This is a genomic window from Vitreoscilla stercoraria DSM 513, from assembly GCF_000382305.1.
Lineage (GTDB): Bacteria > Pseudomonadota > Gammaproteobacteria > Burkholderiales > Neisseriaceae > Vitreoscilla > Vitreoscilla stercoraria.
In genome coordinates, this window is record NZ_KB908018.1 from 23,755 (window position 1) to 40,022 (window position 16,268).

Sequence of the window (16,268 nt, forward strand, 5' to 3'; positions counted from 1 at the left end):
ATGTCACAGTAACTATTCGGTGTGTTTGGCTGCGGTATGCAGAAAATCTAAATGTGAATCTGAAGCGGCTATTCACATCTTGTTATAATGCGGTGTTTAGTTTTTTTGTAGGAATAACGATGTCAGTTGCTGAAATATTGGCCAAAAAGAAAGCGGCTCAAGCTTTGAAAAACTTAGAAGAAGGTCAAGATTTTTTGGCTGAAAATGCCCAAAAAGAAGGCGTGAACGTCTTACCTTCGGGTCTGCAATACCTTGTCTTGATTGAGGGTACTGGTTCAAAACCGACTCTGGCAGATAAAGTAGTGTGTCATTATCATGGTCAAAATTTAAAAGGTGAAGTATTTGACAGCTCGGTGAATCGTGGTCAGCCAGCAACTTTTGCAGTGAATAAGTTGATTCAAGGTTATCAAGAAGCATTGCCATTAATGCCTGTTGGCAGCAAGTGGGTCTTGTATATTCCATCGGAATTAGCGTATAAAGATGAACATAAATCGAAAGAAATCAGTGCTAATTCAACGTTAATCTTTGAATTAGAGTTACTTGAGATTGTATCGTCATAATGACAAACTTATAATAGCGATCTATTTACGGGTCGCTTTTTTTGATGCATGCCGTTTGATTTAAATCGATATTAAGAGAATGATATTCCGTTAAGATAGCCGCCATACAACACCCGTCTCATGAAAAAGGACGCTTATGACTACCACACACACACAGCCAGCTCCAAGCAACAATTACAACCCACAGCAATTGTTGGCATTTAGAGATGAGTTGACCCGCGTATTGAGCCACCAAATCAGTCTATTGCACGAAATGACTGCCTTGGGTTTGGTGCCGTTTCACAAAGAAAACCATGACTTGATGATTGACGACAAGCATTTGCCTGAGATGGTGAAGCTGTTGGAAGGTGAAAAACACAAGTTACAAAATTTTGATGTGATTTTGGCGATTGTTGGTACGATGAAGGCAGGTAAGTCGACCACCATCAATGCCATTGTTGGCAAAGAAATCATGCCCAATCGCAATCGTCCGATGACGGCGATTCCGACTTTGATTTGTCATAAAAAAGGTCAAACCGAGCCTAGAATTACCTTCAATAACCATCCTATTAACGATTTTCTTGAACAAGTTCACAAATATTTAAAACTCAATACCAAGTCGATTGATAACTTGCAGCCTGAGTTACAAAAATTGTGTATGGGTGTTTTAAAAGGCGTGCGTTTTGAGAACAACAGCACTGGTGCTAAGCGTGTTTTCAATGTGTTGTCGCATTTCAATGATTTGGTGCGTTTGTCTGAAGCTTTGGAAATGGGCGTCGAGTTTCCGTTTTCTAGTTACCGTGACATTCACCAATTGCCGATTATTGAAGTTGAATTTGATTATCTGAAAAATGCAGGACCGAGTTCAGGCCGCTTGATGTTGCTTGATACGCCAGGGCCGAATGAAGCGAAACAGCCGCAATTGAAAGTGATGCTCGAAGAGCAATTGCGTCGCAGCTCGGCAGTGGTTTTGGTTTTGGATTACACGCAATTGAAGTCTGAAGCTGAGGCTGAAGTTCGTGATCAATTAAGCAAGATTCCAAAAATTGACCAAAGTCGTTTGTACACATTTGTGAACAAATTTGACCAAAAAAATGCCAATGCTGACGATGCGCGCATGACCAAAGTATTGGTGGCATCGGATTTGTTGGCAGGGCGTATTCAAATTGATCGTGTGTATCCGATTTCTGCGCAAGACGCGTATTTGGCCAATCGTTTGTCCAATTACATGCGTGTGTATCGTGAAAAACCTGTTTATGTAGAATCCAGTTGGGTTGCCGACTTTGCCAAAAAAGCGTTTGGTGAGATTGACGAAGAAGAATGGGCAGAATACAGCGAGAAGACCATTTACCGCCGTATTGAGCGTTTGCTTGAGCGTTCGAATATCAAAGAGCCTGTGGAGCAAGTGATCGTCAGCGCCAACGACAATGCGCCTTATTTGGCAATTTGTTCGGCTTTGGTTGATGTGGACAAAGTGTTTAACGACATTAAAAACGTGTTCAGTATCAATGGTTATTTCAGCCGCCAAGTTGAGCTCAATGAGCAGGATTTGGAGCGCATTAAAGCCGCCATCGTGCAAATGCAGCAAGATCAGAAGAAAGTGAATGAATTGTCTAAGAAGCTCACCCACGAGTTCAAAGACAGCTTGGCGAAACTGAAAAAAGATTTGAACCGCAGCGCGCAACGGATTATTTTTGACGTAGAAAGCCAAACCCAACGTGCGATTGCCAAATTGAGTTCAGAGATGGACAAAAATTTGTTGGATGCACAGCAAAAATACCGTGAAGCTTCGGGTTTGCCTAAGATTTTGCGCATGTTCAAAGGCAATAAAGGCGAGGGCGAAGAGGGCGAAGTGTCTTCTAAAGACAAGCGCCGTGAAGCTGCTGCGCAATTGGCAGCCAGCGAGGACAGCCGCGAGAATCAATTGACCTCTAAAATCTTGACCGTGTCGGCACAAGACAAAGATGCGTTCTTTGAAATGATGAACGATGTGACATTGAGCTTATCGGTGATGGCAAACGACCATGCAACTCAAGCGGTGCAAACGCATTTGGGCATCATGCAGCAAGGCTTGGAAGAGATTCAAGAAGAATATCGCCAATCGTTTGACAGCATTAAACGCAAATTCTCGAATGAAGGCATTGATCTAAAAGTGACGTTGCCTAGCCATTTTGCGATGACACCGCGTTCGGTGAATAAAATTGAATTCAAGCAAACGTCTGTGAAAAGCGAAATGCGTACCAAAGTCATCGAGCAATCGGGCGCTTGGGGTTGGGTCAAACGTGCTGCGGCAACGCCTTTTTCTGCTGATTGGGGTACGGATGATGTGGAATATGAATTGTATCAAGTTGATTTGGTGAAGATTTCAGGTCAAATTGCCGAAGCCATTTATACTCGCGTCATTAAGCCTATTATCAGTGAAGCAGAGTTTGACGTGGGTGTGAAATCGGGCAGCATTGATGAATACGCAGTGAGCATTCAAGCGCAAGTAGACAGCTTGCTCAATGAGTTGCAACAAGCGATTGAAAACGAAAAATTGCCGTACGAAGAAAAAGCCCGTCGCAAAGACAAGCTCAATCAAATTGCCAAGCAGAACTTCAAGGTCGAAGGTCGCATTCAATTTATTAAAGAAGCTTTTAATATTTAAGCTTGGTATCGTGCTGCAAGCGTCCTGTAAAAAGATTACAGGACGCTTTTTTATAGGTAATATCATCTGTATTGGATGAATGCGAAAGGATGAAACATGAGTTTGTTTAGTGGCTTGATGGGCAATGCCAGTGAGGCGAAAAGCGAAAAATGGCAAGAGGCTTTGGCGCAAATTTTGGCAGATGGCGAAATGGTCGATAGTGCGTATCAAGTGTTGCGTGATACTTTGGTGTTGACCAACAAACGTGTCATCTTCATCGACAAACAAGGTGTGACGGGCAAAAAAACCGAATATTTGAGCATTCCTTATAAAAACATTGTCACGTTTTCGATTGAATCGGCAGGCACGTTTGATTTGGAATCGGAATTGAAATTGTGGGTTTCAGGACGCACAGAGCCGATTGAAACCACATTTGGACGCGGCGGCGACATTCTTAAAGCCCAAAAAGCTTTGGCGAAGTTTGTGTTGGGTTGATTTGATATTGGTTTGAAATTTAGAAACATTGAAATGAGAAGCGTCCTGTAAGGTTTTACAGGACGCTTATTTATTGATATGTAATAATCAAATAATATTTAAAATGGGTATTGAAGAATGGGCAATCAAAAGCTTAAAGATAAAGACAAAGGAAAAGAAGAACGTACAGTTGAGAACTTAGGCTGGACGGTTTTTTGTATTGCTGTGCTTGCAGGTGTGGCTTATTTTCTTCATTTTGGAGGGTATGAAATTCAAAAAGAAGCTGCTAGTTGGGGCGCAATGGGAGATTATTTTGGTGGGATTTTAAACCCTTTGATTGCAGGATGCGCTTTGTATGTGCTGATTAAGTCTTTTAAAGTACAAAAGCAAGAGTTAAAAGAAGCCCGTGATGAGTTAGCCAAAGCAAGTGAGGCGCAACAATTACAGGCTCAATTAACACAAAAGCAAATTGAGCAAGTTGACAGGCAAAATTTCGAAAGCTTATTTTTGCGATTGTTAGAAAATACTGAGAAACCGCTTAAATTGTTTGAATTTAAGAGGCATGGTCCATCTTCTAAAGGGGGAGTTTCTGTAAGAACGACTTATGGAAAGAATGGATTAGAGGAAGGAATATATTTTTTCTTATTGACATTGTTTCAAAGTAAATTTGGAGATAGACCTAAAATATTCGTGGGTTTGGAAAATTACATTTTTGCATTGGTTAGTATTTTGAAAAAAATAGACCAAGCTCCTGACTTCTTAGATACAAGAGATAAAGAGGAGTATATTAATATATTAGTCAATAATTTATCTCCGTATGAATTAAGGGGTATCTTTTATTTCTTTATTGAAACTACTGATAGAATTGAGAAAAATCCTACTCAGTATAGTCAAAAAGATATTTTGTTAATTTCGCAGCAATTAAGGTTAATTCAAAAATATGATGTATTAAGAGATTTGAGTTTCAAGAATACTGATATATTGAATAAAATTTTATATGAATATCAAGGGGAAATTGATGTGAGTAGTGTTTTACAAAGTGAAACTAGAATGTATGAAAAATTATTACAATTTATAAAAGATAATTAAAAAAGCGTCCTGTAAACCTTACAGGACGCTGATGGTATTTTCAAATCATTAAATGGTATTCAAACCTTAAGCTTCAACCGCTTCTTCTTGCGTTACCAAAACCAATTTGGCATTCACATCACGCAAAGCGGTGCGCACGCCTTCTTCAATCACAGGATGGTAGAACGGCATATCCAGCATGGCAGGCACGGTCATTTGTTGTTGGTGTGCCCAAGCCAATAAATGCGCAATGTGTTCGGCAGCAGGACCAACCATCTCAGCGCCCAAGAATAAGCCAGTGCCTTGCTCAGCATAAACACGCATCATGCCGCGGTTTACGCCCATCACACGAGAGCGACCTTGGTTGTGGAATGACACTTCGCCCACCACAAAATCTTCTTCAGCATATTGCGCTGTCACTTGGGCGTATTTCAAACCGATGCTCATGATTTGCGGGTCAGAGAACACCACGCCAATGGCGCTGCGGCGCAAGCCTTCGCTAATCACAGGGAATGCGCCTGCGTTGGTACCTGCAATCACGCCTTGGTCAGAGGCTTCGTGTAACAATGGCAATTGGTTAGATGCATCGCCCGCGATGAAGATGTGCGGCACGTTCGTTTGCATGGTCAAACGGTTGGCAACAGGCACGCCGCGCGCGTCCAATTCTAAACCAGCGACGTTTTCCAAACCGATGTTGTCGGTGTTGGGTTTGCGACCAATCGATGCCAACAAGTATTCCGCTTCAAATTCGCCTTTGTCATCGCCTTGCTCGTAAGACACCACCACGTTGCCTGCTTCGTTCAAAGCGACAGTGGTTTTTGCGTCCAAATGCATGGTCAATTCTTGGTGGAAAATTTCCAAAGTTTTGTCAGCGACTTTCGGGTCAGAAACGCCACCGATCAAATTGCCCAAACCAAACACATGAACGTCTACGCCCAAACGTGCCAATGCTTGACCCAATTCCAAACCAATCACGCCAGAACCGAATACCGCTACTGATTTTGGCAAGGTTTCCCAAGAGAATACGTCGTCATTGATGATCAAACGCTCGCCCAACGCTTGCCATTGTGGCAATACAATTGGACGAGAACCTGTGGCAATCACCACGCGCTTGGCGGTGATTTGGGTTTCTTCGCCTTCGTTGTTGGTCACAACAATGGTGTTGGCATCGGTAAAACGTGCTTTGCCCAAGATGCGTTTGTCTTCAGGCCACTCGTTCACGTCTTCTACTACAAAGCCTACGAAACGGTCACGCTCAGAGCGTACACGATCCATCACCGCTTTGCCATCGACACGAATGTCACCTTCCACATGAACACCAAATTGAGCAGTGTGTTTCGGATGGTGGGCAGCTTCGGCAGCCGCAATCAACAATTTAGATGGCATGCAGCCAACGCGGGCGCAAGTGGTACCAAATTTGTAATCTTCAACGATGTAAACGTTGTCGGTTGATTTGCGAGCTGAGCGGAACGCACCCATGCCAGCCGAACCGCCGCCGAGGATGACGACATCTGCTTGAATTTGTTTCATGTGAGTTGTCCTTATTAAAGTTCAATCAATGGCTTGATAAAGCCGTCGAGTTGATGATTCTGCTGTCAAAACCATCAACTGAACAGCCTTGAAAAGGTGTTCAGAAAAGCCATCTTGCGATGGCTTTTTTTATGCATTCAATTTTAGAAACAATCTAAAATTAAGCTTCAGCAGTCGCGAAGTAAGCTTCCAACTCTTCAGAGCCACCGATGTATTGACCACCGATGAATACTTGAGGTGCAGAAGTTTTACCAGTAATCGCACGTACAGATACGGTAGAAGCATCAGTACCCAAAACGATTTCTTCGTAAGCCAAGCCTTGTTCGTTCAACAATTCTTTTGCTTTCGCGCAGTATTGGCAACCAGGTTTAGTGAAGATGCTGATAGAAGCTTGTTCAGTGAAATCTGGGTTGATGTAACGGATCATGGTGTCAGCATCAGATACTTCAAATGGGTCGCCGTCTTTTTCAGGTTCGATGAACATTTTTGCAACCACGCCATCTTTAACCAACATAGAATAGCGCCATGAACGGTCACCGAAGCCCAAGGCAGTTTTAGCAACCAACATGCCCATACCGCGAGTGAATTCGCAGTTGCCATCAGGAATCACAGAAACGTTTTCAGCTTCTTGTTGTTTTTTCCATTCGTTCATTACGAACGTGTCGTTCACAGATACACAAACGATTTCGTCAACGCCGTATTCTTTGAACTTAGCTGCCAATTCGTTGTAACGTGGCAAGTGAGTAGAAGAACAAGTTGGTGTGAAAGCACCTGGCAAAGAGAATACAACAACGGTTTTGCCGTTGAAAATCTCGTCAGTGGTCAAAGTAGCCCAAGAGTCGCCTACGCGAACTGGGAAAGAACAATTAGGTACGCGTTGACCTTCTTTGTTTTCAAATGCCATGGTAAAACTCCTAATAGAGGTTTTTTGGGGTTAGTAAGGTAAAAACTACAACAGGTTTGTTTCAATTTGATTGAAACCATTATGCTGCAATGTAAATATAAAATGTATTTATCATTATTTATTGAGTGATAGATATTATAAATAATTCCATTCAGATAAACGCGTTAGGTCGCGGTCATCTAAAACCAAGTCAGCCACTTGTTGTTGTGCTTGTTGCTTGAGTTTAAAACGGGTGACAGGCTCTTGCACGTCTGAAGTGCTGCTGGACAAGGTGTGTGTGAAGTCGATGCGGATAACGGTTTCTTCTTCGCTTAAAACCATCCACAAAGATTTGGGTAAGCTCACACCATCTATAAAAGCGGCGTGGCTGGAGCGTTTGCCATCGGCATTGAAATAACGCAAGGCAATGGGTAACACGGTGCTGTTGCTATCGATAGCGGCCTGAAACAATGCACCTTTGAATGAGCGCAAACCTTTACCATCGGAGGTGCGTGATTCTGGGAAAAAGGCAACGGTTTGACCTTGTTTTAATTGTTCGCTGACCACGCTATTGATTTTAGCGGTGTCTTTGCGTTGGGAGCGATTGATGAACACCGTTCCCACGCCAGCAACCACTTTGCCCAATAAAGGCCATGATTGAATTTCTTGTTTGGCAATGAATTGCATCGGTTGTACCGACACCATGGCTAAAATATCCAACCATGAAACGTGATTGGCGACGATCAATAAGCCGTTTAAATCCTCAGGAATTTTGCCATGTAACTCGACCCGAACATTCAAAATATTCAGCAAGTCGCGAGATGCTTTTTGCATGAATTGTTCGGTTTTGAGCGAGTGTGGCATCAAATTGGCTTTGCGTGAAGCTTTGAGCAAGTTGATTAACCAACACAATGAACGCCAAAGGCGTTTATAGCGTTGTAACAAGGCAATCGGGCGAGCAGGAGGATTAACAATCATGTTTTGGCATTGTTCATTGTTGGCAAAGAGGACAGTAAAAACTAGAGCGCTGACCGATGACTATTTTGTGTATCAGTCCTGCGCAGCGATGACATGTTTCATTGTCACGCCCATAGACGAAGTATTGTTGCTGAAAATAGCCACTTTTGCCATCACTGTTTACAAAGTCGCGCAAAGTGCTACCGCCAGCGGCAATGGCTTGGGTAAGCACTTGTTTGATTTCAATCACCAATTTTTCGATTTCGTCTATATTGACTTGGTTTGCAGGACGTGTGGGTAAGATGCCGCAACGAAATAATGCTTCATTGGCATAAATATTGCCCACACCAACGACCACATGATTGTCCATCAACGCCAATTTGATTGCTCGCTTTTGTGTTTTTAAAGCGTCCTGTAAATAAATGCGGTTAAATTCAGGCAATAAAGGTTCAGGACCCAGTTTGTTTAACAATGGGTGGTGTTCCAAAGCACCGCTATACCACAGCCATGCACCAAAACGACGCGGATCGTGGTAACGCAGCACGGTACCATTGCGCAAGACCATGTCTACATGGTCGTGTTTGCCGACTTCGGGTATTTGTCCCGCTTCAAACACACGCAAGCTGCCAGACATGCCTAAATGCACCAACACCACACCATGAGCAAAATGAATCAACAAATATTTGGCGCGGCGTTCCACTTTTTCAATTTGACAGCCACCAATGTGTTCATTCAAATCCGTTGGAATAGGCCAGCGTAATTTAGATTGGCGAATGATGACATGGTCTACGATTTGAGCATTCAAAAATGGCGCCACGCCTCGGCGGGTGGTTTCAACTTCTGGTAATTCAGGCATGGTATGGCTTTCATCAAGTATAGGTGGAAGTAGATAAGGTTAAAAAGCTTTGATTCAAGAGCCAAGTTTGCCATACCCAAACTAACATTGTGCTGTGTTAAAGTATGAATACTGAAATCTGAAATGACATAAGGATGGGCGTTTATGGCAAGTTGGCAACAACGGTTATTACCGATGGCACTTGGTTTAACCTTACTCTCGACAGGCACGACATGGGCGCAAACAGTGGTTGAAGCCAGTCAGGCAGATACCAATACTGTGCAATTGGATGAGACTATCTCACCAAAGACGTTGTCACCTGAGGCTAAAAAAGCACGTGCTGCGGCAGAAGAAAAATTGCGTTTGCAGCAAGTCACACAAGATGCCAATGCGTTTTCGGGCATGATTGCCAGTGAATTGGCTTTATTAGAAGGCAATACTCGTGGGGCATTGGGTGCTTATGCGGTATTGTTTGAGCGTACAGGCCGCCCTGAAATGGCAGAGCGCGCCATTCAGATTTCAATTGGACAAGGCGCTTATGCTGAAGCGCAGATATTGTTAGACCGTTGGCGTAAAATTGAACCTGTGCCAACCGTATTACAGCGTCAAGTGGCGTGGGAATTGAGTGCCGCTCGTGGTGATGCGAAGACGGCTTTGGCAAACTTGAATGATGTATTGCCATATGTGGATGACATCAAAATCAAACGCATGTTTTTATTGTTGGCACAATTGAGTTTGAGTGGTGGCGAAGTGGCCCATCAAGGCTATGACACGGTGCGCAATGCGGTGAAAAATCATGCCAATTTGCCCGAAGCAGCAGTGGCAGAGGCGATGTTTGCAGCTTTGTCTAACCATGATAAAGAAGCGATTGCGGCGTTGAATCGTTTGGCCAAATTAGATGCAGATATTAGCCCAGCAACGCAAGTGGTTATTGGGATTTTGGCGCAGCGCAAACCTGAATTAGTCAGCCAATTTTTTGCTCAAGCTGATTCTCGATATTTATCGGATGTGTGGCGAGAATTGCAAATTGATGCTTTGGTCAAAAGTGAGCAATTTGAGCAAGCATATCAATTGATACAACAAGAATTAAGTCAAAATCCACGTACTGAGTTACAGATTCAGGCCGGTATTTTGGCGATGAAGAAAAATGATTATGCCGCTGCGGAAGCTTGGTTACAGCGCGCTTATCAAAATGGTAATGTAGAAGAACGCAATCGTGTTGCGACTTTGTTGGCGGTGTTGTCGTTTGGACAAAAGAAAAACGAAGCGGCGATGCAATGGACCGATAAAATTGATGCGCCTGCTTTCCAATTTGATAAAAGTGTGATTTTGGCAACGGCAGCAGCAGAGCGCAAAGATTGGGATGCGATGCGCAAGGCTTTGGATCTTGCCAAAGACCATAAACCCACAGGCAATCATTTGTATGATGAACAGCAATGGCGTCATTTGGAATTGATGTGGATTAGCAAGCAAGCGCCCAATGAAGCGTATGCGCAATACACTCAATTGATTGAGGCGCAATTGAAAAGCGCGTCGCCAAATCGAGAGGTTTTGGCAGATTTGTATGCGGAGCGGGGTATTTTGTTGGCGGACAAATTCAACCGTCCTGAAGAGGCGATGCAAGACTTGGGCAAGCAATTGCAATTGCGTCCTGACAGTGCCGATGCCATGAATGCTTTGGGCTATACGATGCTCAGCAATGCAGCTTCGCGTGAGCAAGGTTTTGTGTTGCTAGAACGTGCGTTTAAATTGTCACCACAAGCACCACACATCAATGACAGTTTGGGTTGGGCGTATTTTTTAAAAGGGCAGCCTGAAAAAGCGTTGGCATATTTGAAATTTGCGTATGAAAAATACCCTGATGCAGAAGTAGCCGCGCACTTGGTTGAGACTTACCATGCTTTGGGCGATGAAAAAAATGCGCGGGCTTTGGCCAAGCAAGGTTGGAAACTCAATCCCGAACATCCTGTATTGCTCGACACTTTAAAACGGTTGAATTTGTTGCCAAATAAAGAGGTACAGCCATGAATTGGCGCTTCGGTGGCGTGGTTTTAGCCAGTGTTTTGTTGGCAGCGTGTCAAACAGTGCCTGTGGCCAAAGATTGGCATGAGCGTCCTGAAAACAAAACATCATTCGATGCTTCAGGACGCTTGGCGGTCAAACAAAATGACAAAGGCTCTTATGCCAATTTCGATTGGAGCAGCAGCGGTAAGATGCAACAATTGGATGTGAACACGCCTTTGGGCAATACTGTGGGGCAGTTGTGCCAAGATGCACAAGGCGTGGTTGCAGTTGCCAGCGATGGCTCACGTTTTGAAGCGGCAACAGCGAGTGAATTGAGCGAGCGTTTGATGGGCTTTGCCATTCCTGTGGAGGCTTTGGATGTGTGGGCGCATGGGCATTGGCATGAGCGCAGCCCACATACAGTGCTTGAAGATGGGCGCTTGTTGCAAGACGGTTGGGTGATTGAACGACAAGTGAATGAAGAGGGTCAACCGCGTTTGTTATTGCTAGAAAGTGAACAATTGAGCATTCGATTGTTGTTCAGCCAATACCAAAGTCCTAGCACTTTACCAGACACAGAGGTGTGCGAGCGCAGCGCTTGAGTATGAAGAATATGGAAAATATGAAATGGCTTTGATGAATGTGCCTGCCGATGCGCAGGCTTTTTTGGCACCTGCCAAATTGAATTTGATGTTACACATTGTCGGTCGCCGTGAGGATGGTTACCACTTGTTGGAAACGGTATTTCGTTTTATTGGTTTGTATGACACTGTGCATGTGCGAGTGCGTGATGATGGCGAAATTGTTTTGCATACCTTGATAGACGGCGTGGCACCTGAGCAAGATTTGAGTGTACGTGCTGCGGTTGCACTTAAAACACACACGGGCAGTGTGTTGGGTGCAGATTTGTGGGTAGAAAAAAACATTCCTATGGGTGGTGGCTTGGGCGGTGGCTCGTCTGATGCTGCAACCGTTTTGTTGGCTTTAAATCAGTTATGGCAAACGGGTTTGTCACGCCAAGAGTTGATGGATTTAGGCGTGCGTTTGGGTGCAGATGTACCTGTTTTTATTTTTGGGCGCAATGCTTTTGCTTCGGGTATTGGTGAAATTTTGAGCGAAGTTGTGCTAAAAAATCAATGGTATGTGGTGATTAAGCCCAATGTGCATGTTCAAACCGCAAAAATATTTAATCACGAACGCTTGACACGCGATTCTAAGCCTAGCATAATGCGAATCCTCGAATCGACGCAGCAGCATAGAAATGATATGCAGCAAGTCGTTCTGGAAGAGTATGCAGAAGTCAAAGAAGCTTTGGATGTATTAAAACAATACGGCGATGCTTTAATGACGGGTTCTGGGGCATGTGTATTTTTACCGATGCCGAATGAATCAGCTGCTAAAAAAGTGTATACAGCGGTTGCATCACATTTCGAAGCATATTGTGTTGTAGGGCTAGATAAACATCCTCTTGCAGAAATAGATTGAGTTTTTTGGGGTGTCGCCAAGTGGTAAGGCACTGGATTTTGATTCCAGCATTCGTAGGTTCGATCCCTACCACCCCAGCCAAAAATCTTTCTATATCGCCCAGTTTATTGGGGTGTCGCCAAGTGGTAAGGCACTGGATTTTGATTCCAGCATTCGTAGGTTCGATCCCTACCACCCCAGCCAAATAGAAAAAGCGCATTGGTTAAGCCGATGCGCTTTTTTGCATTTTGAATTTGTTGGTTAATAGTTGATTTTTATTGATAATTTGGTATTGGCAGTGGAAATTATCCTATGGGATGGTGTATCATTACGCGCTTGACCGTGCGGCGGTCACCGTTACATTGGGAACGCAGCATTATGAACACACAATTTCATCATTTGAAACAAGGCGCAGAAGACGACATGGCAGCATACGACAGCTTGATGGTATTTACGGGTAATGCCAACCCGAAATTGGCAGAAAACGTAGTGAAACACTTGGATATTTCGTTAGGCCGTGCGTCTGTAACCCAGTTTTCTGATGGTGAAGTAGCCATTGAATTATTGGAAAACGTGCGTGGTCGCGATGTGTTTATCGTACAACCTACTTGTGCACCGACCAACGACAATTTGATGGAAGTTTTGGCGATGGCAGACGCTTTGAAGCGCGCTTCTGCAGGTCGTATTACGGCAGCGATTCCTTATTTTGGTTACGCTCGTCAAGACCGTCGTCCTCGTTCTGCACGTGTGCCGATTTCTGCGAAATTGGTTGCCAACATGTTGTATTCAGCAGGTATCGACCGTGTATTGACGGTGGATTTGCATGCTGACCAAATTCAAGGTTTCTTTGATATTCCTGTAGACAATATTTATGCTACTCCGATTTTGATTCACGACATTTTACAACGTCGTTTTGAAGACTTAATCGTGGTGAGTCCTGACATTGGTGGTGTGGTGCGTGCGCGTGCTGCTGCGAAAATGTTGAATGTTGATTTGGCTATTATTGACAAGCGTCGTCCTAAAGCCAACGTCGCTGAAGTGATGAACATCATTGGTGATATCAACGGCAAAACTTGTTTGATTATCGACGACATGATCGATACTGCCAATACTTTGTGCAAAGCAGCGACTGCGTTGAAAGAACGTGGTGCTAAGCGTGTGGTGGCTTATGCTTCTCATGCGGTATTCTCAGGCGAAGCAGTGGCGCGCATTGAGTCTTCAGACATCGACTTGGTCGTTGTAACCGACACCATTCCATTGAGCGCACAAGCGGAAGCATCTGAACGCATTCACCAAGTGACCATTTCTGGTTTGTTGGCTGAAACTGTTCGTCGTATCAGCAATGAAGAATCTGTATCGTACCTCTTCAATGAGGACGTTACCGCGCCGGGAGCGCGTTTTCTCCCATAACCTATGATAGAGCCGTCTTAAGTTGGTCGCGACCGATGGCGGCGTTATTATCTAATCTGGAGTTTTATTATGTCTCAATCTATTCAAGCTATCGTTCGTGACGTACAGGGCACTGGTGCGAGCCGCCGCCTGCGTCGCGCTGGTCAAGTTCCTGCAGTTGTTTACGGTGAAAACCAAGAAGCAACTATGGTTGCTATTGACGGTACTGCGATTTTTTACGCATTGCAAAAAGAATCTTTCCATTCTTCTTTGTTGAAATTGTCTTTGGATGGTAAAGAAGTTGACGTGATCGTGCGTGATTTCCAAATGCACCCATTCAAACCAGCCGTTTTGCACGTAGATTTCCAAGCTGTTGATGCTGCTAAAGTCATCAAAGTTAAAGTACCTGTACATTACATCAACGCTGAACAATCTCCTGCAGTTAAATTGCAAGGTGGCCGTGTAAGCCGTTTGATCCAAGCGATCGAAGTTTACGCACCTGCTGCTAACATCCCTGCACAATTGACTGTTGATTTGAAAGCGGCAACTGCTGGCCAAATCGTTCACATTTCTGACATCGTATTCCCAGAAGGCGTTGAAAGCGTATCTTTGAAACGTGATGAAAACTTGGCGATTGCTGCAATCACTGGTAAAAAACGTTAATTTGAAGATTTTAATATCTTTGAGTTGAATCAAAAGCGTCCTGTAAATTTTACAGGACGCTTTTTTTATGTTTAAGATACATTATGCTGATTGCAAATTTTGATGATTAGGATGCGCCGGCATATGGTATTCAATCAATTTTCTCGTGCTTTAACCACGCCTATTTGGCTGTTGGTGCTGGTGAGTATGGTGCCTTGGTATATCAGTTTTTTAGCCCAGTACAGCGATATGCTTGCTAGGTATTGGTATGCTTTGGGCAATCGCTTTGCGCCTTGGGAATGGGTGGCGCCTTGGGAATGGGTGGCTTTGGTGTGTGCCATGTGGGCGATGTTGGTGCTGGCTTTGATATCTAGTGTGGCCAAATACCAAAAATTGTGGCACATCTTGGGTGTGGTTTTATTTGGGTTTTTTGCGCAAAAGGCTTACATTGAGGGCTTAGACAATGATGGGACGCGTAAATTACTGGGTATGGTTTGCATCGCTATTTATTATTTTGCCGGCTATTATTTGATTCATTTGATGTACAGCATCGAATACAAAATATTGCGATATCGACGTTTGGGTAAAAATACCTTTCCCACACTGAAAATCAACATCCACCATGATTTCAATTATCGCATTGCTGAAAAAAATATTTTTCTATTAATGTTTATTAATATGGCTTGGCTGGGATTGTATTATATGGATTTCAGTCAGCTTGGTTGGCGCACAGCAAGCTGCGTGGTCATCGGTGTGCTGGGTGTGGTGATATTGGGATTGCAGCGTTTGAAGTTGATACAGGCTTGGCAGTTGACAATCAATCGTGAAATGGGTTGGTTTCGTTTGGATGAAGCAGGGATGCATTGGTGTTTTGATGTGATTGAATGGTCATCTTTTTATCGTTTGGGAACAAAATACCCACCTGTTTGCCATCACCATGAAAACTTCATTGCCTGGCAAGATGTTGAGACCATCGGTTTTCTTGAAACCCCCAAGCATCCAAAACAGAAAAAAGTTCTCGATTATCCTGAATTCATCCTCATTTGCTCACGTGTTTTGCCGCCATCTGATCATCAAGTGCAAGTGTTGTTGCCTTATATCCGAACTGAATATTTTTTCATGAGTTGTTGGAAATTTGCCAAAAGACCACGGCCGTGGGTAAGACATATCGCCCTGTCAAAACCTCGTAATGGGATGTTGAAGCTTTAGGGTAACCAACCAATTTGTTCTAATTTTTTGACCAAGGTAGTATGGAATTTGGCATAGCCTGCATCGTTGGCATGGACTGTGTCTGCGCGCAAATCTTCATCGCCCAAAACATCGCTCCAAGCGTCCTGTAACAAATACACTTGGTGTTCTTTGGCCAATTGTTCGTACATATCGTGGTCGCTAGGATGCCCTATTGCGGCAGCAAGACTCAAATAAGGTACGGCAACTAACAATACTTTGGCACCGTTTTGTTGGCTTAATTGTATGCTTTGGCTGATATTGGCGCGGGTTTCTGTATTGGGTTTTTGTTGTAAAAAATCATTGCCACCTATGCTGATAATGACCAGTTCTGGTTGGTATTCGCTGAGTAAATCGGGCAAGCGTTCTAAAGCTTGGGCAGAGGTGTTACCCGAAACACCGCCATTGATGACATTCCAACCACTAGATTGCGCCAATAAGCTTGGATAAGCCATAGTTTTGCTGCTAGCGCCCACACCTTGTGTTAAGGAGTCTCCCAAAATCAAGACGGTACTGTTTTGGGACAAAGCCTGTTCATGACTTGCGCCACAGGCATTGACGAATAGGCCAATCAAAGCAATACAAGCGGCCTGTAAAACATATTTGTATGACATTTTAATTCCTTTGCGC

The 16,268-nt window shown here is 43.9% G+C and carries 15 protein-coding genes and 2 tRNA genes; 12 read left to right on the forward strand and 5 right to left on the reverse strand.

What is annotated here, in order from left to right; translation table 11 throughout:
• Positions 1–119 precede the first annotated feature (119 nt).
• From H150_RS13400 to H150_RS14615, 4 genes are all read left to right on the forward strand, one after another.
• A complete protein-coding gene (locus H150_RS13400) occupies positions 120–560 on the forward strand; it encodes an FKBP-type peptidyl-prolyl cis-trans isomerase (protein WP_019957010.1) in 441 nt (146 codons plus the stop codon).
• A 136-nt stretch (positions 561–696) separates the two neighbouring features.
• Positions 697–3,186, forward strand: coding sequence for a dynamin family protein (locus H150_RS14610; RefSeq protein ID WP_019957011.1), 2,490 nt, complete (start codon positions 697–699; stop codon positions 3,184–3,186).
• Between the two features lie 96 nt (positions 3,187–3,282).
• On the forward strand, positions 3,283–3,660 hold the full coding sequence (locus H150_RS0100145; protein ID WP_019957012.1) for a PH domain-containing protein: 378 nt from the start codon (positions 3,283–3,285) through the stop codon (positions 3,658–3,660).
• 117 nt (positions 3,661–3,777) lie between these two features.
• Complete coding sequence (locus tag H150_RS14615; protein WP_019957013.1) at positions 3,778–4,728, forward strand: putative phage abortive infection protein; 951 nt, start codon at positions 3,778–3,780, stop codon at positions 4,726–4,728.
• A gap of 66 nt (positions 4,729–4,794) precedes the next feature.
• On the opposite strand, the gene H150_RS0100155 is transcribed toward H150_RS14615, so the two are convergent.
• The 4 genes from H150_RS0100155 to mutM form a co-directional block, all read right to left on the reverse strand.
• Positions 4,795–6,237, reverse strand: a complete 1,443-nt coding sequence (locus tag H150_RS0100155; protein ID WP_019957014.1) for a dihydrolipoyl dehydrogenase — start codon at positions 6,235–6,237, stop codon at positions 4,795–4,797.
• Positions 6,238–6,397: 160 nt separating this feature from the next.
• On the reverse strand, positions 6,398–7,141 hold the full coding sequence (locus H150_RS0100160; protein WP_019957015.1) for a glutathione peroxidase: 744 nt from the start codon (positions 7,139–7,141) through the stop codon (positions 6,398–6,400).
• A gap of 135 nt (positions 7,142–7,276) precedes the next feature.
• Positions 7,277–8,098 carry a lysophospholipid acyltransferase family protein gene (locus tag H150_RS13415; RefSeq protein ID WP_019957016.1) on the reverse strand — a complete coding sequence of 274 codons (822 nt, stop codon included), beginning with the start codon at positions 8,096–8,098 and terminating at the stop codon, positions 7,277–7,279.
• Positions 8,099–8,111: 13 nt separating this feature from the next.
• Positions 8,112–8,933 (reverse strand): bifunctional DNA-formamidopyrimidine glycosylase/DNA-(apurinic or apyrimidinic site) lyase, encoded by an 822-nt coding sequence (gene mutM, locus H150_RS0100170; RefSeq protein ID WP_019957017.1) that lies wholly within the window; start codon positions 8,931–8,933, stop codon positions 8,112–8,114.
• Between the two features lie 144 nt (positions 8,934–9,077).
• Here mutM and H150_RS0100175 point away from each other — a divergent pair, with 144 nt between their 5' ends.
• From H150_RS0100175 to H150_RS0100210, 8 genes are all read left to right on the forward strand, one after another.
• Positions 9,078–10,940 carry a UDP-N-acetylglucosamine--peptide N-acetylglucosaminyltransferase SPINDLY family protein gene (locus H150_RS0100175; protein ID WP_019957018.1) on the forward strand — a complete coding sequence of 621 codons (1,863 nt, stop codon included), beginning with the start codon at positions 9,078–9,080 and terminating at the stop codon, positions 10,938–10,940.
• On the forward strand, positions 10,937–11,518 hold the full coding sequence (locus tag H150_RS0100180) for an outer membrane lipoprotein LolB (protein ID WP_019957019.1): 582 nt from the start codon (positions 10,937–10,939) through the stop codon (positions 11,516–11,518). Before H150_RS0100175 ends, H150_RS0100180 begins: the two co-directional genes overlap by 4 nt.
• Before the next feature lie 34 nt (positions 11,519–11,552).
• Entirely contained in the window at positions 11,553–12,401 is an 849-nt protein-coding gene (ispE, locus tag H150_RS0100185) for a 4-(cytidine 5'-diphospho)-2-C-methyl-D-erythritol kinase (RefSeq protein ID WP_026353338.1), read from the forward strand.
• A 6-nt stretch (positions 12,402–12,407) separates the two neighbouring features.
• Positions 12,408–12,482 (forward strand) — tRNA-Gln (locus H150_RS0100190).
• A gap of 27 nt (positions 12,483–12,509) precedes the next feature.
• Positions 12,510–12,584, forward strand: a tRNA-Gln gene (locus H150_RS0100195).
• Between the two features lie 219 nt (positions 12,585–12,803).
• Positions 12,804–13,790, forward strand: a complete 987-nt coding sequence (locus H150_RS0100200; protein ID WP_026353339.1) for a ribose-phosphate pyrophosphokinase — start codon at positions 12,804–12,806, stop codon at positions 13,788–13,790.
• Positions 13,791–13,859: 69 nt separating this feature from the next.
• The gene (locus H150_RS0100205) at positions 13,860–14,432 is read left to right on the forward strand and encodes a 50S ribosomal protein L25/general stress protein Ctc (protein WP_019957022.1); all 573 of its coding nucleotides are present in this window, start codon (positions 13,860–13,862) and stop codon (positions 14,430–14,432) included.
• Between the two features lie 123 nt (positions 14,433–14,555).
• The gene (locus tag H150_RS0100210; protein WP_019957023.1) at positions 14,556–15,620 is read left to right on the forward strand and encodes a hypothetical protein; all 1,065 of its coding nucleotides are present in this window, start codon (positions 14,556–14,558) and stop codon (positions 15,618–15,620) included.
• Here the strand turns inward: H150_RS0100210 and H150_RS0100215 are convergent.
• Complete coding sequence (locus H150_RS0100215; RefSeq protein ID WP_019957024.1) at positions 15,617–16,252, reverse strand: GDSL-type esterase/lipase family protein; 636 nt, start codon at positions 16,250–16,252, stop codon at positions 15,617–15,619. The two genes, H150_RS0100210 and H150_RS0100215, sit on opposite strands and share 4 nt — an antisense overlap.
• Positions 16,253–16,268: the final 16 nt, after the last annotated feature.